This is a genomic window from Okeania sp. SIO1H4 (assembly GCF_010672695.1).
Taxonomy (GTDB): domain Bacteria; phylum Cyanobacteriota; class Cyanobacteriia; order Cyanobacteriales; family Microcoleaceae; genus Okeania; species Okeania hirsuta.
This window is the reverse complement of sequence record NZ_JAAHGB010000012.1, coordinates 245,767-268,146: the sequence shown is the minus strand read 5'-3', so window position 1 is coordinate 268,146 and position 22,380 is coordinate 245,767. Positions and strand designations below refer to the sequence as shown.

17 protein-coding genes are annotated in these 22,380 nt (G+C 37.1%); 5 read left to right on the top strand and 12 right to left on the bottom strand.

Annotation, left to right across the window (positions count from 1 at the left end; genetic code table 11):
* The first annotated feature begins 135 nt into the window (after positions 1-135).
* Positions 136-1,479 (top strand): guanine deaminase, encoded by a 1,344-nt coding sequence (guaD, locus tag F6K06_RS12010; RefSeq protein ID WP_192901169.1) that lies wholly within the window; start codon positions 136-138, stop codon positions 1,477-1,479.
* 632 nt (positions 1,480-2,111) lie between these two features.
* Here guaD and F6K06_RS12005 read toward each other — a convergent pair.
* The 9 genes from F6K06_RS12005 to F6K06_RS11965 form a co-directional block, all read right to left on the bottom strand.
* Entirely contained in the window at positions 2,112-2,255 is a 144-nt protein-coding gene (locus tag F6K06_RS12005) for a hypothetical protein (RefSeq protein ID WP_161564899.1), read from the bottom strand.
* Positions 2,256-2,307: 52 nt separating this feature from the next.
* Positions 2,308-3,057 carry a DUF364 domain-containing protein gene (locus F6K06_RS12000; protein ID WP_192901170.1) on the bottom strand — a complete coding sequence of 250 codons (750 nt, stop codon included), beginning with the start codon at positions 3,055-3,057 and terminating at the stop codon, positions 2,308-2,310.
* A 127-nt stretch (positions 3,058-3,184) separates the two neighbouring features.
* Positions 3,185-4,165, bottom strand: a complete 981-nt coding sequence (locus F6K06_RS11995) for an endonuclease/exonuclease/phosphatase family protein (RefSeq protein WP_124146329.1) — start codon at positions 4,163-4,165, stop codon at positions 3,185-3,187.
* Between the two features lie 188 nt (positions 4,166-4,353).
* Entirely contained in the window at positions 4,354-5,202 is an 849-nt protein-coding gene (locus F6K06_RS11990) for an FkbM family methyltransferase (protein WP_205127466.1), read from the bottom strand.
* Positions 5,203-5,748: 546 nt separating this feature from the next.
* Complete coding sequence (locus tag F6K06_RS11985) at positions 5,749-6,789, bottom strand: Gfo/Idh/MocA family protein (protein WP_205127467.1); 1,041 nt, start codon at positions 6,787-6,789, stop codon at positions 5,749-5,751.
* Positions 6,790-7,841: 1,052 nt separating this feature from the next.
* Positions 7,842-8,594: a glycosyltransferase family 2 protein gene (locus F6K06_RS11980; RefSeq protein ID WP_124146331.1), complete on the bottom strand. Its 753-nt coding sequence runs from the start codon at positions 8,592-8,594 to the stop codon at positions 7,842-7,844.
* Positions 8,595-8,798: 204 nt separating this feature from the next.
* Positions 8,799-8,933, bottom strand: coding sequence for a hypothetical protein (locus tag F6K06_RS11975; RefSeq protein WP_275670293.1), 135 nt, complete (start codon positions 8,931-8,933; stop codon positions 8,799-8,801).
* Positions 8,934-9,087: 154 nt separating this feature from the next.
* Positions 9,088-11,322 carry an adenylate/guanylate cyclase domain-containing protein gene (locus tag F6K06_RS11970; RefSeq protein WP_287241144.1) on the bottom strand — a complete coding sequence of 745 codons (2,235 nt, stop codon included), beginning with the start codon at positions 11,320-11,322 and terminating at the stop codon, positions 9,088-9,090.
* Positions 11,323-11,471: 149 nt separating this feature from the next.
* Positions 11,472-12,206, bottom strand: coding sequence for a DUF928 domain-containing protein (locus F6K06_RS11965; protein WP_124146333.1), 735 nt, complete (start codon positions 12,204-12,206; stop codon positions 11,472-11,474).
* Positions 12,207-13,590: 1,384 nt separating this feature from the next.
* Between F6K06_RS11965 and F6K06_RS11960 the strand changes: the two genes are divergently transcribed.
* The 4 genes from F6K06_RS11960 (at position 13,591) to F6K06_RS11945 (ending at position 16,547) form a co-directional block, all read left to right on the top strand.
* Positions 13,591-13,884 carry a hypothetical protein gene (locus tag F6K06_RS11960; RefSeq protein ID WP_287241142.1) on the top strand — a complete coding sequence of 98 codons (294 nt, stop codon included), beginning with the start codon at positions 13,591-13,593 and terminating at the stop codon, positions 13,882-13,884.
* A gap of 23 nt (positions 13,885-13,907) precedes the next feature.
* Positions 13,908-14,039: a hypothetical protein gene (locus tag F6K06_RS11955; RefSeq protein WP_287241140.1), complete on the top strand. Its 132-nt coding sequence runs from the start codon at positions 13,908-13,910 to the stop codon at positions 14,037-14,039.
* Between the two features lie 288 nt (positions 14,040-14,327).
* Positions 14,328-15,623 (top strand): type IV pilus twitching motility protein PilT, encoded by a 1,296-nt coding sequence (locus F6K06_RS11950; protein ID WP_124146335.1) that lies wholly within the window; start codon positions 14,328-14,330, stop codon positions 15,621-15,623.
* Positions 15,624-15,797: 174 nt separating this feature from the next.
* On the top strand, positions 15,798-16,547 hold the full coding sequence (locus F6K06_RS11945) for a circadian clock KaiB family protein (protein ID WP_339379759.1): 750 nt from the start codon (positions 15,798-15,800) through the stop codon (positions 16,545-16,547).
* 803 nt (positions 16,548-17,350) lie between these two features.
* On the opposite strand, the gene F6K06_RS11940 is transcribed toward F6K06_RS11945, so the two are convergent.
* The 3 genes from F6K06_RS11940 to F6K06_RS11930 all read right to left on the bottom strand — a co-directional run bounded on the left by F6K06_RS11940 (position 17,351) and on the right by F6K06_RS11930 (position 22,254).
* Entirely contained in the window at positions 17,351-18,865 is a 1,515-nt protein-coding gene (locus F6K06_RS11940) for a thioredoxin-like domain-containing protein (RefSeq protein WP_287241137.1), read from the bottom strand.
* 228 nt (positions 18,866-19,093) lie between these two features.
* Positions 19,094-21,799, bottom strand: a complete 2,706-nt coding sequence (locus F6K06_RS11935; RefSeq protein ID WP_287241135.1) for a ParA family protein — start codon at positions 21,797-21,799, stop codon at positions 19,094-19,096.
* On the bottom strand, positions 21,796-22,254 hold the full coding sequence (locus tag F6K06_RS11930; protein WP_287241132.1) for a HEPN domain-containing protein: 459 nt from the start codon (positions 22,252-22,254) through the stop codon (positions 21,796-21,798). The genes F6K06_RS11935 and F6K06_RS11930 overlap by 4 nt, the downstream gene beginning before the upstream one ends.
* Positions 22,255-22,380 lie beyond the last annotated feature (126 nt).

The window sequence follows — 22,380 nt, the reverse complement described above, 5'->3', positions numbered from 1 at the left end:
ACCTTTATCTGTAAAAACTTTGAGATTTAATCAGCAAGCTCTAACTAAACCCTTTTTCCTTCTTCCTTGCAAACTTAACTCAAGCTTATCAACCCATTTTCTTCATATATACTCTTACCAAAATATCAGATAAAAATGAATCAAAATATTAACATCTCAGCCATCAGGGGTTCATTCCTAGATTTTGTTGCAGATCCGTTTTACTATCCAGAATTAGAAACCGTTCGTTATATTCATGATGGTTTAATGATTATCTCCAGAGGCATAATTCAAGAACTAGGAAACTACGACAAATTAAAGCCTAAATATCCTGAAATTCCTATTATTTCTTATCCAGGAATGCTAATTTTACCAGGATTTATCGATATTCATATCCATTATCCCCAAACAGAAATAATTGCCTCCTCTAGTAAACAACTTTTGGAATGGTTAGATAAATACACTTTCCCAGCAGAAGGAAAATTTAAAGATCAAACCTACGCTCAACAAATAGCATCCTTTTTTCTAGATCAACTACTAAAAAATGCCACGACAAGTGCTTTAGTTTTAACCACAGTTTATCCTCAGTCAGTTGATGCCTTATTTGAAGTAGCAGAACTACGAAATATGCGGATAATTGCTGGTAAAATGCTCATGGATCGGAATGCTCCAGATTATTTGTTGGATACTCCAGAAACTAGCTACGAAGATAGCAAAAATTTGATTAAAAAATGGCATGGTAAAGGCAGACTTCTATACGCCATTACTCCGAGATTTGCCATTACTTCTACCCCAGAACAACTACATCTAGCTGGAGTTCTCAAACAAGAATTTCCAGATGTGTATGTACATACACATTTATCTGAACAAAAATCTGAAACTGAGAAAGTTGCCCAGCTTTTTCCTAATAGTAAAGACTACTTAGATGTTTATGAAAAGTTTGGTTTAGTTAGTAATAAATCAATTTTTGCCCACGGTATTTATCTCAGTGATTCTGAATTTAATCGACTCTCACAAGCAGGTTCAACTATTGCATTTTGTCCGACTTCAAATCTATTTTTAGGCAGTGGTTTATTCCAACTACACACAGCAAAATCTCAACAAACTCCAGTGAAAGTTGGTTTAGGTACAGATGTGGGAGGTGGCACTAGCTTTTCAATATTTCAAACTATGAACGACGCTTATAAAGTATCTCAATTACAAGAGAACAATTTATCTTCTTTAAAAGCTTTTTATCTGGCTACTTTAGGAGGAGCAAAGTCTCTATCCCTGGAAGATAAAATTGGCAATTTTGATGTAGGGAAAGAAGCAGATTTAGTTGTGCTAGATACCAGAGTAACTCCGTTGTTAAAGTTGCGGAATTCTCGAAATAATTCCGATTTATTAACTGACATTATTGATGAATTATTTACCCTGATTATTTTGGGAGATGAACGAGTAGTTAAAGCTACTTATTTAGCAGGAAATTTAGTTTATGAACCTAATATTATGTCCATTTAATTAGGGGTTGCTGATGAACTATAAAAGCATTGGCATATAAAGGTTTCAGCCTTCTTATATCATGTCCGGTTAAACAGTGATAAATAAATAACTACGGAGGAGTCAGGAGTCAGGAGTCAGGAGTCAGGAGAAAAGAGGTAATAAAGAAGAACAACAGGAGAAGAAGGAGAAAGTTTTTTTATAACTAATTATCCGGACATGATATTAGGTTGAAAAAAAGTGCCAGCTTTTCGGTCAAGAAACCTCATGCATATTAGCATTTTGTGCAGACAAGGTCAGAAAAATTAAGGGATAATTCTTCCAACTACATCCTCTGTAATTCTCATTTGTCCTGACTCTTGACTCCTGATTCCTGACTCCTACCCTCACCCATAAGACTTTTTCAGCAAACCCTAATTAGTTATAATAAAGCTCTTATAGTGTTTTTATTTGAACTGGGTAGTTCTACTCGCGTAATGGTGAAGATATATATTTTTGGTGTTGGTGAAGCGCGTGTATGATATTAATCGCGCATTACTTAGGAGTCAGGAGGGAAGAAAGAAGAAGTAAAGAGGAACAGAAGGAGAATGTTTTTTGTTTGCTGGCGCACAAAGCACGTTAACGCAGAGCGCGGAACGGAGTTCTATCCCTAATTATCTGGACATGATATCATACCTCAAATCACCAACGCCATATTTTTTAATTTCTTCCCACACTCCCCATCTCCCCACACTCCCCACGCTCTCTCTACCATTACTATGCACCACTACCTTGAACTGTTCCCTCTCTTGATCCACCTTCCCTTGCGTCTGCTACCGACGGGGGGTCGCACCGCTGTTGCCTCCTATACTACAACTTCAATACATGATATTGCACGCCTGTTTCAAAAATTCTTACCCCACCCCCTTCCGCAACAGTTTGTCTTAAAACTTCAGCATTACTAACAGTAACTCCTGCCAAATAATCAATCCCAAATTCCTTTAACTCTGCTAACCAAGGCATAGTCGGACCCATCAAAACTAACTGAGAATTTTTTGCCAACTCCACTAACCGAGGAAAGGTCTTATTAGCAATAGAAGTCGCTGTCAAAAACACCCATTCCGCCTCCGGTAATAAATATTCTGATGCAGTGTCGGGAAGATCATCTGCTCCCGGTTGCCGTTCGATGACAGTTATTTCCATCTCATTCTCATAACGAGACAACCGAGGATACCTACCAATAATAACAACTTTTTTTCCCCGAATCATTGGTAGAAAATATTCAAATACTGCCAAATTTCCTGGTCCGTATGGAGATAAGGGTTCCGCTTGAGTCGGAAGTCGAGATTGCCCATTTATCTCAGCATTAATAGCTGCCATTCCCACAGTTGCCTCAAAGCTATTCCAAGAGCGTAACCAGGATGCCAACTCTTTCACAGGTTTATTTACCAGAGTTCCTGACCAAGGTAATGTGCGTGTAACTGTACCTGGACTCATACATAAACCAATGCCTTCTGTTTCGCACAAAGTCCAGGTTAAACCAATTAATATTTCTTTGATTGGAGTACTTGTGTTGCCGTAATCTAATAATAAGTCGTATATTTCTTTTGGATGCACCATAGTTTAAAAGTCAAAATTCAAAAGTCAAAATTCAAAAGTTAGATTTGAGTCAAAATTGCCAAATTTTAGGGATTATTTTAATATAATGCCACGATTTGTACTTGAACAAAATACAGGACTACCAAATTTATATTCTGTTACCAGTAATGATTAAATCTGTGATTAAAGGTAAATGATCTGAACCTATATTTTTACCACTTTTTATTTTGACAACCCTAATATTTTGACTTACCAAACAATGGTCTATTGGAATAGATAATAACGGGATGAAGCTTGGCCAAGTGGGAATCATACCAAAGCCTGTTCGTGCATTATACAGTCCAGAATTACGAATCAACTCTTTGTAATATGGAGACCACATCGTTATATTCAAATCCCCAATGACTACAATTGAGCTTTTCTGACTTGCTACATAACTGGCAATTTCTGATAGTTGTTTATTCCTCAAATTAAACTTATATTTTCCAATACTCCAAGTAGGATGGGTTGCTAATATTGAGAGAGTTTTTCCCTGAATCTCAACTTGGGTACTTACGGTTTTTCTTCCTCCTCCTAAATCTTGTATCGATGTATTTTTTAGAGGTATCTTACTATAAACTGCTATTCCCAAATTTATATTTTTACCGAAAGCAATTTGTGGATCTTGATGAATCACCCAATAAGAATAATCTTGTTGTAAAAGTTCTAATTTTTCTGCCCAAGCATCAGTCACTTCTATAAATATGGCTACATCGGGATTTTCTTCTTTGACTTCAGAGATTAATCGCTCATACTGTTGGTTCATATAGAAGACATTCGCTTCCAAAAATCTGATTTTTTGAACGCTCCCATCTTTGATTATATTTCGGGAAATATAAAACGGGATTACTTCTAACAAATTAATCGTCAGGCAGAATAAACTAATCAGCAACCAGAGATAATTGCCAACCCATAAAAAAAACGAGATCCCCAACAAGCTAAGAAATGTATATTGGATTTTAAAATGGCAGGTTAGTTCGAGCAGAAAATGAAACTTCCCTAAATAACTTGCCAGAGAACATAGAGTCACTAAAACGATGGTAATGACAAAAATCAAGTATAGTAGTTTTTCTATCCCCAAAATATCCATTAGATTTCCTGTTATATTATGTCCGGTTGAATAGTTATAAATAAGTAGGGAGGAGTCAGTCCTCAGGAGTCAGAAGTCAGGAGGGAAGAGGAGAAAGTTTTAAGGTCTTAGGAGAAGCAAGTTTTTTGATCGCTAATTATCCGGACATGATATTAATAAAGATATCCAAAATTAGATTTGGAATGGTTTTATTGAGGAAGTGCGAGAACATTTATACTTCCACCAGGAGGACATAATTTTTCGATCGCCTCCTTTGTCATCATAATTGGATATTTAGCGGTTAAATGTACCAGTCGATATTGAGCGTCTTTTAACTCAGCAAGCAATTTCTCTAATTGTTTTTCCTCTTCCTCATTCTGACGAGCCATCTCAAGAATTATCTTGGGGGAATCTCGTAAAAGCAGTTTCCTTGCACCTTTGAGAACAGCTAGTTCATAGCCATCCACATCTAATTTAATCAGATCGACTTTATTGTGGGGATTCTTCTCGAAATATCCATCAAGTGATATCCCTTGACCCCCATCAGTAGTCATTAATCTTCCTTTGTGTTGTGGGTGCGTCAGTTTGTCCTCGCTCGCCGACAGATTCCAGCTCGAATACACAAAAGATGGCAGTTCTTTTTCCTCCTCTAGTAACATCATCTGCTCAGTCTTAACCCGATTAAGCAAATGAGGGTTTAAAGATAAGTTATTCTGTAACTTACCATAGGCCCATGAGGTTGGTTCAAAAGCAATAACACATCCATCAACTCCCACATATTGAGCTAAGGGAAGGGTTAGTGCGCCGATGTTAGCACCGATATCCACAACAACATCTCCCGGTTTGACAATACGCTTTAGTTCCTTGATTGTTTCTGGTTCGTAAACTCCTAAATAAATCGCAAGATCGATACCCTCTTTTAAATCAAGAGACCAACGTAAACCTCGACGATATACTTTAGTAATAGATGAAAGCCCAAAGATTGCCCTCACCCCAACAATCAAATTACTAATCAATCGGGCAATTGTGATTTTTTTCTCAGTTGCAAGTCTCACCATGTCATTTCAGTTATCAGTTATCAATTATCAGTTATCAGTACCTCTGGCTGTTTGCGCAGCATGACCTAGGAAACCCAGAGGCTTGAAATACGGAAACTTAATTTTTTCATCCCCTTAAAAGGGGAAGCTTTAGACCTTATTTTTTGGTAAAATTACCATTCGTTAATTAATATCATCCTACAGAAATCTTAGCAAAAGTCCCTCTGAAAGGGGAAGGCTTCAGACCCACTTTTTCGGTTAAGCCTTTCAATATTTTTCTCCAATGACACGTTATACCAATTCACTTTAAAGATGTGAAATACTTTCCTGAAGTAGCTGTAGTGTCAAAGTTCTGAGTCTATAAAATCTTACTTTTGACTGTCTTGAGTGCGTCTTACATTCTGAGGAAACCTCAGAATTACGCACTCGCTTTTGTACGGGCGTTAGCGGCAGCTTTGCGTCAGCAAATGGCCATTCGCCCCTACGAATTTTGACTTCCGTGAAACGGTATTTGAATCTATAAAATCTTACTTTTGACTTTTGACTTTTGACTTTTGACTTTTGACTTCAGTGAAGAGGAACCCCACCTCCCTCGCTGGACTGGTAGGCTGCTTCGACGCAGGACATGGTGACGAAGGCATCTTCCACCGAAGTAGGCAAGGGGCGAGATGGGTCTTCCAACTTGCGCATCAGACTGGACATGGAACCAATAAAAGCTTCTGGGAACCACGACCCGCGAATCTCGTAGCTTTGCCACTCCGCTTCCTGCTCCCCCCGCAACAGGCAAACTTCAAATTCATCGTTAGTTCCCTTGGGATAATCCATCAGCACGCCCAAGTGGATCTTGATCGCTCCTTGGGAGCCCTCGAATTTCAAATATGATTCCTGATGTTTCAGACCAAACTCATGACAGTGGTTGGTATTGATAGTCGCCCGGACAAATTCGCCATAGTCCAACATTAAGGTCGTGCGCACTGAGGACATTTTCATCATCTTAGGATGCTTTACTGTTTTTGCGTAAACCCCCTTGGGGTCTCCCAAGAATGAGCGGATCAGGTCGATATAATGGATGCTGTGGTAAAGAATTTCCACTCGCTGGCACTTTTCCAAGAAGTCCCATAAATGCCAGGGGGTGTAAACTGTGACTCGCATCTCAATGTCGTTAAGTTCGCCCAGGTTACCTTCTTCGATCAGATGGCGAGCTGCTATCACAGGCGGTGCCGTGCGCAACTGAAAATTAACCGCCGCAGTGTACTCCCGTTCACGACAGATACTTAATAACTGACGTGCCTGAGCTAGATCCTCGCCCATGGGCTTTTGGATCAATATCCCAGCTCCTCGCGGAAACTTGGGCAGCAGTCCCGGTAAAGCCGAAGCTGGTACAGCAATATCAAAGACTGTGTTTGCTGGAGCATGAGCTACAGCTTGTTCAACACTAGCGTAAACATTAGGAATGGAGAATTTTTGAGCTAGCGAGACTGCTTTCTCCTGCTTAATATCGGTAATTCCTGCTACCTTAAAACCAGCGATCTGATATGCTGGTAGGTGAGCATCGGATACAATGCCACCAGCACCGATAATTACTATGGGTCGTGGCTGCTCAGGCATGGGAATTTGGTCATTTATCTACATGAGTGACACCAAAATATTACTACTTAGGGTTTTCTGAATAAAATCTTTTGGTAAGGGTAGGAGTCAGGAGTCATATAGAATCCGGTTACATAATATATGTTCATAATTTTATCTAGACTTCAATATCCAATCTCCTCCTATATCCTATCTTCCCATCCCCCTCAAATATATAATTAAGTGTTTAACCTGATTTTATATGAGGGTTTGGAGACTAAATGAGGGGTCTGACCCTTAACTGCAACGTTATAGTTATTATGAGGGGTCTGACCCTTAACTGCAACGTTATAGTTATTATGAGGGGTCTGACCCTTAACTGCAACGTTATAGTTATTATGAGGGGTCTGACCCTTAACTACAACGTTATAGTTATTGAAATTTTTGGATGATATAGAATCTGGTGATTTAACGAAGTCAGAAGTCAGAAGTTAACCCACCCCTAACCCCGACCGTGGAGGGGAAGTAGGGGATTTGAGCTTCGCTCCAAAAATATTGCGCCTTAAAAGGCGGGGTTTTAGACCCATATTATTTTGATAATATGTGTTCATAATTCTCGATAAGACTTCAATATTCAATCTCCCCTACTGCCCAAACTATATATAAGTACTATTCAACCGGATTTGATATCAGTTAAGGGAGCCGTCGGATTAGCGATGTACAGGAGAAATGGGAATTATAGAGGAAGTCGTCGGAAAAACTGTCCATAGATTTTTCTGCCATAATCAGCCCAAAATACTAGCTTTTTGCAGCTCTTTCCACTGAAAAGCTGGTACTTTCTCCAACCCAAAAAGGCTAGAGCCTTTATCTTTCAATACGCGCGAGAATTAATCAGCAAGCCCTACTTAAATAGGTATTAGTTTTTAGCATTTCCGTTCCGGAATACTTTCCTAGGTCATGCTACGCAAACGCAAACAGCTATCAGCTTTTAGAGAAAATCAAGTCTATAGATTTCTTAGTAAACCAGTATTATTAACTAGGCTATAGATAAATACTAAAAATTTCTGAAAAAATTGCATTATTGCATTAATTTCTCACCTCCTAACCTCTGAAGCAGTATATAAAATCATTTTTAAAAGTTGGAAACCGCCTTGGATATGTTTAAGATTTGATTTCCCATAAGTTCTTGGTAAATATTCTACAGGAACATCCTGAATAGTTAAGCCAAATTTTTTGCTCCCAATGAGCAAATCAAAATCCCCAAAAGGATCGTATTTACCAAAGTTTTGCCAATTAGCAACTATCTGGAGATAGTTTTCTTTGGTAATAGCTTTAGTTCCACAAAGGGCATCCTTAATTTCAACTCCCAATACAATTGATAACAGTTTAGCAAAAAAGCGATTAGCAAGTTGATTCACCAATGGCATCGCTTTCAATGATACTGAATGGGTAAGTCGCGATCCATTCGCTAATTGGCAATCACCTGAAGCGATCGCCTCGAAAAATTTGGTTAATTCTTTTGGTTGAACAGTTAAGTCAGAATCTAGAATAATCAGAACATCACCTGTTGCCATGTTAAAACCCTGACGAACAGCATCGCCTTTTCCTTTACCATTCTGTTGACATATTTTGATATCCCATTGCTCCTCATATAAACTCTTAACTCTCTTAATTTCTTCCCAAGTATTGTCTGAGGAATTACCCTCAATAAATATAATTTCTGTATGTTTGCCTAGTTTTGGCATTTTAGTAATGCAATCTTCAATAGTACCAGCTTCGTTTCGGGTGGGTATAATTACACTTGCTGTTTTTTGATAACTTGGTGCTTTTTTTGTTAACTCTAACATATATTACCGAAAAATTAAGGTTTAAAGCCTCTCCTTTCAAGAAGAAAAAGCGGTCGTTTAGCTAGCGCACAACTACATTAACGGCTGTCGCCGACATGAATGCGGAGCATTCGGAAGTACGCCATATCCAATCGACCAAGAGAACAAAAAAATTCCTTTTAACCAATCCTCTTCTTTTTAAGAAGAGGTATTAATTATTAATTATCATTTTCTTTGTGGGTTTAATACCCCACCGTCTACACGGTGTTCAAAATTACTTGGGGTTAGAATCCCCATGTAATTTTCCTCCTGTCTCCTGTCTCCTGTCTCCTGTCTCCTGTCTCCTGTCTCCTTCTTCAATAATTATTAATTATTGAACTATCTTTATTCTTTATAGTTTTTTTATAGTCATCTTTTGTGTAACAAAGCGGTGTTTTACCTAAAATGACATCATACCAAATATTTGAACTATCAAAACTCATCAATCAGACTTAATACTACTAAAAATTAACCACTAACTTTGCAGCGATTTATACAAAGATTCTAATTTAGCAGAAACATTTGGAGGTTTAGCCGTAAAACGAATATAAAAATTACCATTTTCTCCTGATTTCTCTAAAACTTTGCCATAAACATCCTCACTTTCTTTTCCATCCCAGATAAAATTAAGCTTAATATTAATCAAAGCTGGTGGAAGATGATCTCGTGTTTGCACAACCTGAATTTCTGCTTCTTTTTCTGATAATTTGATTAAGCTTCCTTTTTGCAAACAATCACCGACATTTTTGCCATCTAATACTACATAATTTAGAGATATTGTTTCTGTGAGTGGGAGATAATGTTCTTCTTCTTTTGTCAAAAATAAATTATATTTACCATCAATACCAGCAACATCATAAATCGTAATTGGTTTTTTAACTCCTTTTGGCATTACTTCTTTTTCATCATTAATTTTAATTATCGGTCCCACATTTTTTAAGGTTGTCTCAGAAATTAAAATTTGACCACCTGTAGTATAAGATTCAATCCGATAAGTTAAATTTACCTGACTGCCTACCACACCATATTTTGTTCGTTTATCAGAGCCAATATTACCAACAACAACCTCTCCAGTATTAATACCAATTCCCATTTCTAATGGCGGTAAACCCCATTCTTTCATCTGTTTATTCACAGGTTCCATAGCTAATTGCATATCAATAGCACAAGCAACAGCTCTTACCGGGTCGTCTTCTCTAGTTATAGGGGCACCGAATAAAACCAAAATTCCATCCCCCATAAACTCATCAATAGTTCCCTGATACTTAGTAATTACATCTGCCATATATCCCAGATAAAAGTTAAGAATTTTCACAACTTCTTCTGGTGTTATACGTTCTGATGTGGCAGTAAATCCTCTTAAATCAGAAGTTAAAATTGTGATGTTTCGGCGTTCACCTCCTAGCTTTAATCCTCCTGGACTTTCTAATAAAGTAGCCACTACTTCATCAGTTAAATAACGACCAAAAGTTTTGCGAATATCTTGTGCAGTACGAGCAATATAAGTTGTAATTGTAACTGCTGATCCAGTCAGACCTAAAAACGCAGGAATTACTGGCAACCACCAATTCCATACAAAAGCAGTATAGGTGCTAGCGAATAAGACTATACCTGAAGCGAACATTGTCAAGACTTTCCAAATAGAAAAATAGCTAACACCACCAGCAGTACGCCATTTCCAAGTTGTAGCTGCTCCCACCAAAGACCAGAATAAAATCCACGCCCACTCAAGAGGTTCCCCCCAAATCTGAATCAGAGAACGACCATCCATAGCAGAACTAATTAGTTGACTGATTAGATTAGCATGAACTTCTACCCCGCTCATGGGTTCTAGAGTTTTAATTAAGTTACTACTGTAGGGAGTAGAAAATAAATCATTAAAGCCTTCACTGACTGCTCCAATCAAGATGATGCGATCGCGACCCCAATCAGCAGGCACTCTGTCTTCAAGAATATCCATCATGGAAACAATCTCAAAGTAACGACTCGGACCCCGGTAGTTTAAAAGCATTAGATAACCACCTGCATCTGCTCTAATATAACCACCATCATTGGCTTCAAATGGCTCTATTATTGTCTTTCCTAGCAGAAATTTGTCACCATCAATTTTCTCTAGACTAATATCAAGAGTATCTAAATAACGCAAAGCAATATGAGAAGCAAAACTCCAGACATTTTCTCCGTTTTGTAGCGTGATATATAAATAGCCTCGTCGAATTTTTTTATCTGGGTCTACCTTTACATCATTAGCACCTGCTTGATGATTAGTTTCCAGAGCTGGTGGTGCTTCTAATACGTCATTTTGCCTTTCCCCCACTACTTTTTTAATTCCTACCAAGTTGGAGGTAGACTGGAATACTTTCACTAAGTCCTGATGGCCAGGTTCTACAGGTAAGTCTCGATAAATGTCTAAACCAATAACTTTTGGCTCCATTGCTTTTAATTTATTCAGCAATTTAGCGTAAATAGCGTCAGGAAAAATTGGCTGCCCGACTGCTCTGACATCATCTTCATTAATACCTACAATCACAATGCGATTGTCTGGACTCTCCAAAGGCCGTAATCGCATATATTGGTCATAAGTTGCCCATTCCCAAGCTTGTAGTAAGCCAAGAAAACGTAGTATAATTACTAACCCTGTTACGGTGGGGGCGGTAATCCATACACCATACCACTGATAAAAAAAATTCTTGCATTTATTCCATAACATTGGTGTAAGCTGCTCTGTAGAAATTAAAAGTTTTTGGGGGAGGGTAAAAAAAAACAGATCTATCTGCCCACCTTTACCATGAAATCAATGTGAGAGTAGTTTACCAGACTCAACTTAGTTACTGACAGCTATTTCAATGCTAACTTAATTTATTCTTCTACTTGACAGCAGGGTGCAAAGGGTTCAGAAGCAATCTCGTGTAATCCTACTGATGTGAGTAATTCTTCCCACTCTGTTGGGTAAGAATTGCGTAACTCGGCCACGGTAGCGATCGTTTCATTCCAAATCTTTGCTTTTGCATATATTTCTGCTTGTTCAAGGGGACTAGCATTTTTTAAGCTATTTTCTAAGTCTGAACTGATTTCTACTTTTTTGACAATTCCTTCAACAGATTCGTTAGCACTGTGATCCCATTCATCGCAAATCATAGCAAATCTCCAAGTATATTCTTTATTAGTTGTCAAACTTACATTTTTTGGCAGGGCAAGTTTCACAATACCAGAAGTCTCGGAAATATCTAATTTAGTTAAATAGATGCTCTTACCTGATTTATCAAATACTTCAAATTCTGCTGACTCTGCTTTGTGTTCGGGAACATACACGAAAAACTTGGGATGATCGGCAACTGTTGTTCCGACATTATCTCCTGGCATTAAGGCTGTCAATTTGGTTTGACCAGGAGTACAGTAGGATTCTGGAGCGCGAGTACCCCCACCTCTTGTTCTTCCTGAGCTTGCTCTTTGTGGCCCAGAAGGAAATTCTACACTAATCAACAATTCTGCGGTTGACTGTGCTTGTACTAACTGCACGCCTGAAAAAGTTACAATAATTGGGGATGTAGCTAAAGCCAAAAGTCCCCAAAACTTGATATTTTGCCTCGCCATAATCAATGATATCTCCTTTTTTTGATATTTTCACTATTTTGTATAATTTTAACATATCTCTAAATCAGTTTTTATCGATATATTAATTTACTTCATACTTTTAATTATTTATCTTTGATAGATTATTACTGATAATTAATCTGAGATGCAGTTGAATTTTTATACATGAAGTGATTAGAGGTCAGGAAAAAGAATAGAGTCAAGAAGGATAGGGCAGAATAAACTTTTTTGAAAGCTCATTAAGCGGACATGATATAACCTATTAAATATTGCTAATCAATAGAAAAAACCACAAAAAATATTTACGCTATATCTTGCAGTAGAGGAGTGAGAAGATCAAAAAATTGTTGTAATTTGTTCTTCATATACTAACTTAAAGATCGATATAGCAATCCTAAATAGATCGTGACAAATCAAAAAGTAAATAAAAAAACTGAAACTCTTACCTGTTCTCTGTTCCCAGTTAAGTGTTCCCTAAAAAGCAGTAAGATTTTTGACACGAATAAAATAGGATTGCTATATCAGCAACCAAAAGGAAAAAAGATTAAATTTTGATCTTGATAAAAAAGTTTATGGATAGAGGTAAAGTCCTACTAAATTTTTCCAGTAATTTCCTCTAAAACTAACATTTTTTTGGGAAAATTCTATATTTAGCGAAATTGGATTTGTTGGATTTGATATACTAAGTAAGGGATCATCAGAAAGTAAATCTAAAATAGATCTGAGAGGATAGGCAAACTGATTAAGTATAGTCATCAAGGAAGACAAAATAGAACAACATTTAGGAAAATCTTGATTTGTTGGTGTAGCTACCATTTGAATCAGTGAACAGTTAACAATTATTTAATTAGCATTCTGGGGAGGAACTGCGGAATTCAGGTGTATGATGGAAAATGAGCAACCCGCCACAAAGGTGCAGCACGCACTTTTCAAGCAGAAACGTGGGGGTATTAACCTGTTAAAAATATTAACTGTTAACTGATGAGTGATAAATAACATCTTTAAATACTGAGTTAATTGACAATATCTCACAAAAATTTTTAACAATAGTCTGTTTTTTTAGGAGATGTATTATATAAAGTTGTTAGTGATGTATACAAAAATTGTCTACTTATCCGGCCTCTCTTTTTGAATAGTTCCAACCTGGTGAAAAGATAGTTAAGCTACTCTATATAAATACAGCTTTTTATTTGGGCAAAGTATATATTCTAGCTTAAAAGTAGCAATGCAAAGGTTATTTTCCTTAAAGTGAAAAAAGCTGTAAATACTTTTCACATATTCTCTCAAATCAGGCTAGTAATTATTACTCAAAGCCATTAATATTTTGAGTCTGTCGCTCAAGCAACCTGACATTTACAGTAGCAGATTTAAGAAATGAGGTAGTATGACTATTTTATTATTAAAACAACTCGGTTTGATTTCTGTTATACCTATATTTTTAATAATATCTTTTGAGTATCCTTCTTTGTCAAAAAATTATACTCAAAATCAAAAATTCTCAGATCATGAAGCAAACAATATATTAAAACTGAACAAACCTCAATCTACTAAACTTCAAAATCAACCTGCTAATAAATATCTAAAAAATAGAATAGAAGTATCTGAAAATGGATGTATAATTAAGAACTTGAGATTGAGAAATGGTATGAAGATCAAAATAAGACAAAATTGCAATTAAGTGAAATTTAAAAAAAATCAGGTTTGAAGAAGGAGTCAGGTAGGGGAGCCGTCGGATTGGTGACGTACAGGAGTCATAAAAATGTGGTCTATGGGGATTCTAACCCCAGCAACCGCATTTGCACCACAGGTGATGATGGGTTATTAAACCCATAAGGGATAAAGATAAATAATACAAGTATTTTACAGCCAAAAATAAGGAATTAAATTAAATTTACCGATCATTATTGAAGTCTTAAAAAGTCAAATAATACTCTAGTAATAGCAATTTAAAAAAGTAAGACTTAACAATAAATTTAAGTAGGCAATAAACCTTTTTAAGCCTAATGTTGTTGGTATCCAAAAAATAATTAAATATTTTAAATACTACCCATTTTAACTTGCCATTAGAATTAGAATATATTTGTTGACTGCAATATCCGAATTCAGCAAGGTAATGCAACTATGACACAAACACCACCACCTCGTCCCCCAGCTCCTCGTCCTCCAGGAGGCCGTGGTTTACCGCGTCCCCCAGCTCCACCTAGTCCACCAGCAGCAAGAAGACCGCCAACATCTCCTCCAACTTCTGCCGATCCTCCAGCATCATCAACACCTGTTTCTCAACAACTAATTCCTCCAACGGAAACAGCACCAGTACCTCAAATAGCAACTCCTGGTAGTCCACAACTGGGTTATGGACAAATTCCGCTGACAGATATTGTCCGGCGAGCTAATCAAGAAGGTGTTTCAGATGTTCATTTAGGGGTGAAAGAAATACCACGGTTCCGCAAACTTGGAGACCTTCTACCGCTTGAATATCCAGAAACTGACTTGAACACCTTTATGTTTTGGTTGCGAGAAATTCTTACAGATGAAGAAATTCGTCGATTCCAAGAAAATCTTGACTTTGATGGTGCTGCGGACTTAGGTTTTGTCAGGATTAGGATTAGCTTGTTTGACTCTCTTGCAGGTCCAGGGATGGTTTTACGACTGATTGGATCTAAAATCCTAACTATGGAACAACTTAAATTGCCAGGAGTCTTGAAGAAAGTCTGCCATTACCATAAAGGGTTAATTTTGGTGACCGGACCTACAGGTTGTGGTAAGTCCACCACCATGGCGGCGATGATTGATTATATGAACAATACTTTTCCTTATCATGTCATCACTATCGAAGACCCTGTAGAATTTGTCCATGAAAGCCGAAAATGTTTGATCAAGCACCGGGAAGTAGGTAGACATACTCTAAAATTCTTCAATGCTCTTAAAGGTGCTCTCCGTCAAGACCCTGACTTAATGTTAGTAGGGGAAATTCGAGATAAGGAAACGGTGGGAATTGCAATTAAAGCTGCTTCTACAGGACATTTGGTGATGGGAACATTGCACACCAACAGTGCCATCAAGACTCTGACTCGTATTTTGGATATGTTTTCTGCTGAGGAGCAACCAGCGATTAAATTAGCTCTTTCAGAAATTCTGGTAGCAATTATTGCTCAGTTGTTGTGCAAAACTACTGATGGTAAGCGGGCAGCTTTCCATGACATTTTGATTAATACTGATGTAATTAAGGAATATATTATTAAAGACCAGTATGAAGACATTAACCAAATTATGCTCAAAGATACTTATGAAGGTATGATTACTATGAATAGGTCTTTGTTTGAGCTTTACCAAGAAGGTCGAATTACAGAAGAAACAGCAATAGATCAATCTCCTTACCCAAATGAAATGGCTATGATGTTACGAGGTAGAATTTAAAAAGATTGTGAAGTTTTAAATTTTAAGTTCTCAGGATGAACTAGAGTATAAGTTAAGGTTACAGTTTTAAGTTAAGCTAATGCCTTAAGCAGTTGAGTTTAATGGAAAAACTCAAAAGTCTGTAGTCGATCCTAATTGATTTTCTTGAAACCAGCTCCAGTAAAATTTCCCCTGTTGTTCAAGGGTATTGCCTTGTTTACACCTGGGGGAGATTTAATTTATTGTATAGACCCAAGTAAACAAAATCGATGGCATCTACACCTCTGTGTAGAGCTACAAGAAATATTGGGGTTATCAGAACCACCTCATTTCTTAATACCAGGATACACTGCAACTATTGATAAATGGTTAGACCATCGCACTCAAAAAGTCCAAGTTTCTGCTGAAGCTTATGCTCCAGTCTTAAGATATCAGATATTACTTAATGCCATTTTTAAGACTGATGACTTGATTTGGCAACCTGCTCCTTGGTCAGAGGAATTTTGTAATCCAATGGTAATTGCTAGTTATTACGACCAGTTTTCTCAACTCTGGGAAAATCATGACCTTGTTGTACATCTTGAGCAGCAAGAGGTTAATCTGGATTCAACTCCAGAGAAATTTTTGACCTCCAGTCTCGACCTACAACTAGAAAAACCAAAAGTTCAAGGGTCTGTTCTTCGCTTATTTGTATCGGGTAACAATATTGGCACTGAGCGGACTCTCAAGAGTCTGCACCAAATATTAGAAAAGTCTCTTTCTCATCCTTATACTTTAAAGGTAATAGATGTGTTGCAAAATCCGGAACAAGCTGAAGCAGATCAAATTACTGCTACTCCTACGCTGATTAGGGTTTGGCCTCTACCTGTGCGGAGAATTGTTGGGGAATTTAATGATGTGGAAAAAATTATTAAGTTGTTGGAAGGTGTTAATTCTAGATTTTAAATGTTAGATTTTTTTAGCGTTTGGTAGTAAAACTTTTCAAATTTATAGTGCTACGCGCTAGGGAATAGGGAACAGGGAATAGCAAACTGTCAAAGGGTTTTAGCATTGAAAAATGTCCTAAGAGACTGTTTGTAAAGTTTTGTAGTATACAATGATTGACCTTTAAACTGTAACAACTTGGTTATTTATCCCAGATTTATAGGCTGAAATACCCAATTTGCCAGGGGTAAAAACACTTCATAATTCTTTACAAACGACCTCTAACCAATTCTTGTAGTGCTATAGTATGAAACAACCTATGACATTCCAGCAGCTAAGATGAATTTTTTAGTTGCTGGTAATGCTTGTATACTAACAATTCACTAACTACGGCTTGCTGATTAAATCTAAAAGCATTGACATATAAAGACAAGTGCCTTTTTGGGGTCGAAAAAAGTGTCTGGTTTTCAGCTCTTCATACTCATGCATGGAGCGTATTTTAGGCTCATAGTTGGGCAGAAAAATCATTCTTACAATTGTTATATCATGTCCGCTTAATTAGTGATAATACAGTTTTTAGGTTGTAGGTTGTAGGCGTTATATAGAATCCGGTTATATAGTATATGTTTATAACTATACTTAAAGCCTTCAATCTCCCCTACTCCCCTACTCCTCTACTCCCCCGAACTATATAATAAGTGTTCAACCGGATTTGATATTACTCCTACCTTCTCGCTCCCGATCCATTTCTCCCCTCCTGGGAGGGGGAGGGGCGAGGGGTGGGTTGTCTCCTACCTCTACTACAAGACTTTTGAGCGCAAACCCTAACTAGGTAAACAGACATCAGGAGCGCACAAACCAGGAAAATTTACGGTTGTGACTTCCAAGGTATCTAGCTCAACCTTACGGATAATACAATTATTTGTATCTGCAATAAATAAATGTTGCGCGATCGCACTTAATCCTGATGGCTCAAAAAATTGACAATTAATACCTTGTCCATCTTGATGACCGGCGGTGCCATCTCCCAACATGGTAAGGCATAAACCTGCGTGATATTCTACCCGCTTAATTTTGTGATTATAGGTATCAGCAACCCAGACATAATTTTGGGTATATTCTATTCCCAAACAATGCTGTAGCAAAACTTCTGGACCTCGGCCATCTTTGTCGCCAAAGCCAAATAGTCCTCCACTACCACAAATAGTCCGCACTTTCGGATGCTCATTAATACCTACTGCTCGAATAGAACTAATTTCACTGTCAGCCACAAATAATTCATTGCCATCCGTACTAATACCGCTAGGTTGAGCAAAAGCAGATTCTGTCAGAGAGCCATCTACACAAGCTTCTGCACCAGTCCCTGCATAAGTGCTAATCATCCCAGTATCCAGTTGCAACAGCCAAATTTGATGGGAACCTGCCATAGCAATAAAAATGCGATCGCCTATCTTGTCCACATCCCAAGGTGAATTAAGTCTAGTTTCTCTAGCAACTCCACTATGAGGTGAAATTTGAGAACTTTTTTCTCCAGTACCTGCAATAGTTTCCACCTGCTGAGTTGTAAAATCAATTTTGCGTAAAGCATGATTTTCTGTATCGGCAACATATAAAATTTGATTCTTGGCATCAAAAGTCATACCTTGGGGAGCAAAAAATTGAGCTTCATAAAATGAACCATCAATTAATCCTGCTTTCCCACTACCAATAATGTGTAGAACCTCTCCCTCAAGAGTACTAACAACAATACGATGATGTCCTGAGTCAGCGACAAATAATTGATTAGTATCACTATCAGCGAGAACTTTACCCGGAAAAGCTAAAGGTGTAGTCAAAGGTTGCTTTTGTTTTTCTAGAATTGAGCTAACTTCACTAAAATTAATAGTACCTTTGTCTTGATGTTCTTCTATCAACTTACCAATAATTTCATCCAAGACATCACGTTTACCTTCACCAGAAACAGACCCCACTATATACCCTTCTGGATCGATAATTTTGAAAGTCGGCCATGCACGAACAGCATATTGTTGCCAAACTCTCGAGCCACTGTCTACTAACACGGGATGTCCAATGTCGTAGCGGAGGATAGCTTGACGGACATTTTCCACATCTTTCTCATTCTCGAATTTTGCTGAGTGGATGCCGATAATAGTTAGGCTATCTGGATATTTTTGTTCTAGGAATTTTAGGTCTGGCAGAACGTGGAGGCAATTGATGCAACAGTAAGTCCAGAAGTCGAGGATAACCACTCGTCCTTTTAGAGATTCGAGGGATAGGGGTTTGTCTGTATTTAGCCAGGGATAATTTTGGGGTAGTTTAGGTGCTCTGATACGGGACATAATAATTAATAACTGGACAGTACAAAGTTATGAGTGGAAAGAAACTATGTTAGCAATGGATAATTAGAAATATAGCAATCATATTTCAGTTGTAAGATTTTAGTTGTAATTCTGGGGGAGTGACGTAATATAAAAAAATGTTGATTTATCTTAATTGTTCTTAAACATCTCATAAATCATTCCTGAGCGCTATAGTTTTCATTATCCATTATTCATTAGATTTTTTACCTAACGTTGTCCCTTGCGAGTCATACCCAGTCCAGACAAATATAATTCAGCAACACTATAAACACGAGCAGTTTGGGAGGGATCTTTACGGCGCAAATATTCTTGGAAAATACCTGCATCAATCATTTCCTTAAGACGAGTAGTTAACTCTGTACCTTCAATTTCCCATATTTGTGTTAGTCGATTTTCATCAATGGGGGAGCGTTCACCTTGGAGTTTATCCAATAATTTTTCCAGTTCAGGATATTCGTTACGCACTTCATTGACACGCTGCTTAGATACTTCTGGTAAAGCATCAATTAAAGACTTTGGGCGCAAAATTCTTTCATCAGTAGTATATTCTCTTGACTGAGATTTCTCTATTTTGACTGCTTCCTCTAAAAGCAATATCAAGCTTCGGGGAAAGCGGTTATCTTGACTGTCAGCAGTTCGTTTGCGTACCCAGTTGTGAATGTAACTCTTGTTACCACTACCCATCTTTTCTCCCCACAAAGGAAAAAGACTTTTGCGTAATTGCTCTAACTCAATGTTCTCAAGTCGTTCAAGTTTTACTCCTAATTCCTCATTAATAGTTTGCTTAAGACTGCGAGAATTATTCATAAATTGGCGTAGTATAAGTCTCCATAGATCGGCTTCTTCCCACTTTAACTCAAGCGATCGCCCACTGACGTAATGTCCTTTGTTAGTAAAGTTAAGTTGATTCCAAATGTCCTCTCGTAAAAATATCTTAGGCACAATATATTTAAGATCAATGCCACTTTCTAACCACCAAGCGAGCAAAGCTTCTAATGCTTTCCTTCGCCGTTGATAGTCTTTTTGATTAGAACCAAACCCTACATCTAACTCATCATAGAGTAGCCAAACTCGTCGGTTATTTTGTTGCAACCATGAGTTAATATCTTGTATTTGATCAAAAGTTTCGAGACTAGCTGTTGAAGATTTTGCTTGTTCAACTAACCATGAAACTATATCAGCACTTCTAGGTTTCTCAGTAGTTATTAATGCTTTTAAATTGTCATCAATATTAGGGAGTGAATGTAACTCTGGCAAAGAAAAGCATAATTGCAATAAAGCATAGTTTAACCAAAAATCTTTCCAGTAATCATTGCCCACCTCACGTTCATAACTACCTAGAGCACCACCCTCTAAAATAGAGCTTTTGATTGTAGGTTTACCATGTCCAGCAACAAAATTAACATTGCTGATATCTAAATAATAACTAGCTAGTTTTTTAGCTTCTTCTGGCTGCTCTACAAACAATCTAAATAATATACTTTTTCCTGTACCTTTAGCACCTCGAATTAGCCAATTTTTATCACTTAAAAATTTAGGGAAATCTTCTGTACGTTGAAATATTTCTGGAATTTTTTCTGGTTCTATTTCTTGTGCTGTTGCTGCTACAAAATTCAACTCATATAAAATAGTTGTTTTGGTAGGTTTCTGAACAATAGAGTCAGTTGTAATGCCAAGTTGAACATCTGGTAAACTAGCATCAATTACTTCTGCAATTGGGAGATAATTATCTAGCAAACTTTTAGGTAAATTATTAACGAGACTTGACAAAGTGCTAATGTTAGGATTGTAGTTAATTTCATAGTAAAGTTCGCCGACTGTTATACCACTTGATAACCCCCAATTTTCCTCTATCCAATCTTCAACTTTACTTATCCAAATTTGACGTTGTTCTGCAGCAACAGCAGGCATAGGTGTCAGTACAAAACGTAAATCTGGTTTGCCTCGATATTGGCATTGTTTACTAACAGTTTGTACAATCCAACTTAATCCTTTAAAACTTTGGTCAGTGGGTGAAAAACAGATAATTCCCAAATCGGCTAAATCTAATAAAGCAATAGCGCTAGTATCATTAAATCCAGGACGAGCATCAATTAGAATTACATCAGGATTTAGTTGCTCTTTAATATCTTCAATTAGCTGTTCAACAGGATTATTTTCTCTGCGATAAAAAGCCTGTAAAGTTCCCCGGTCTAGTTCAGCTAAACGATGAATATAATTTTCATTATATTCTCCAACCGGAACTAAAAATAGTTCGCCACGGGCTTTTAATTCTACTTGATAAATACAACTTTCAATAGGAGGAAAATTTTCTTTTGGAGTTAGAAAACGTTGGTACAAATAATCTAATACACCATAATTTTCTCTATCAATTTGCTCAATATCTGACTCCAATAAAATTGAAATTCCTGGTGCTTCTAAATCAAAATCTACTATTACTACTCGACGTTTTTTTTCAGTAGCTAATATTCCGGCAACTAAACCTAGTGCAGTAGAACGACCAACTCCTCCTCTAAAAGAATAAAAAGTTGCTATTAAAGGAGTCTCAAAAACATCTTCTTCATCTGATTCTTTTGGTTCCTCTGGTTCTGGTGACATTAAAATATCTGACCATAAAGGTAACTGAAGTTGAGTATATTCAGGAGGTTGCTCTGTTGCTTCTTCAGGAGTTAATAAGTCGTAACTTAAAATAGGGTATTTGCTTAAATGAAAGTCTATACCCACTAATATTTCATCAATCTTTTGTTCGCGTTCTTCTAAAGATTGTTCCTGAAATAAACTGGTAATAATTAGAATTTTCAGCCAACCTATTGAGGTTCTTTTTACCTTGACTTTAACCTGTGAATCTTCAGGTAATAAACTTTGATTTAAGTGTTCTTGAATTTGCTGCATTAATGCTTTTCTATCTGTCATTGGCTTTCTCCTTGTTTGCTTAATAAATATCTATGTAGTATTTCGACTGCATTAATAAATTTGTTAGCTTCAGTTTCATCGCCCATTCTATTTGAGTATCGTAATTCATCATTTTTCCATAATGATGTAACTGTTATCCATGCTTGTCTGTAAGGGTTATTTATTTGTGGAGATTCAATGACTCTTTGTATATTTGGTAAAGCATCTAATAACTTTATCAAACTATGTAAATCTGAACCTTTTAATCCCTGTTTAAATACTTTTGTATCCTTAAAATTATTTGTAGGTTCCTGATAACAAATGAGAGATTTTAGAGCGCATTCAACAGCATAACCACCCATATAAATAGCACCATTCCATCGTTTTTGACTATGCAGCACTCTAGCATCTTCAAGACGACGACGAGAAGCACCTAACTGAATGCTTCTGCCATAAGTATCTGGCGTATTTGGCAAAAACTAGACCTCTTTTCATTGATTGATAATGGATAATTATATCATGTCCGATGGGGCACGTTTGTGTAAACCCAAAGGTGAATATCTATAGTAAATTTAAATTTTTTTCTTGCTTTTAGGTATTCC

Bases quoted from the DNA above. Each gene is read 5' to 3' on its own strand.
- F6K06_RS12000 (WP_192901170.1), bottom strand. From the start codon at position 3,057: ATGGTGCATCCAAAAGAAATATACGACTTATTATTAGATTACGGCAAC.
- F6K06_RS11970 (WP_287241144.1), bottom strand. From the start codon at position 11,322: ATGTTATGGAATAAATGCAAGAATTTTTTTTATCAGTGGTATGGTGTA.
- guaD (WP_192901169.1), top strand. From the start codon at position 136: ATGAATCAAAATATTAACATCTCAGCCATCAGGGGTTCATTCCTAGAT.
- F6K06_RS11960 (WP_287241142.1), top strand. From the start codon at position 13,591: ATGACTATTTTATTATTAAAACAACTCGGTTTGATTTCTGTTATACCT.
- F6K06_RS11980 (WP_124146331.1), bottom strand. From the start codon at position 8,594: ATGTTAGAGTTAACAAAAAAAGCACCAAGTTATCAAAAAACAGCAAGT.
- F6K06_RS11995 (WP_124146329.1), bottom strand. From the start codon at position 4,165: ATGGATATTTTGGGGATAGAAAAACTACTATACTTGATTTTTGTCATT.
- F6K06_RS11950 (WP_124146335.1), top strand. From the start codon at position 14,328: ATGACACAAACACCACCACCTCGTCCCCCAGCTCCTCGTCCTCCAGGA.
- F6K06_RS11965 (WP_124146333.1), bottom strand. From the start codon at position 12,206: ATGGCGAGGCAAAATATCAAGTTTTGGGGACTTTTGGCTTTAGCTACA.
- F6K06_RS11935 (WP_287241135.1), bottom strand. From the start codon at position 21,799: ATGACAGATAGAAAAGCATTAATGCAGCAAATTCAAGAACACTTAAAT.
- F6K06_RS11990 (WP_205127466.1), bottom strand. From the start codon at position 5,202: ATGGTGAGACTTGCAACTGAGAAAAAAATCACAATTGCCCGATTGATT.
- F6K06_RS11985 (WP_205127467.1), bottom strand. From the start codon at position 6,789: ATGCCTGAGCAGCCACGACCCATAGTAATTATCGGTGCTGGTGGCATT.
- F6K06_RS11940 (WP_287241137.1), bottom strand. From the start codon at position 18,865: ATGTCCCGTATCAGAGCACCTAAACTACCCCAAAATTATCCCTGGCTA.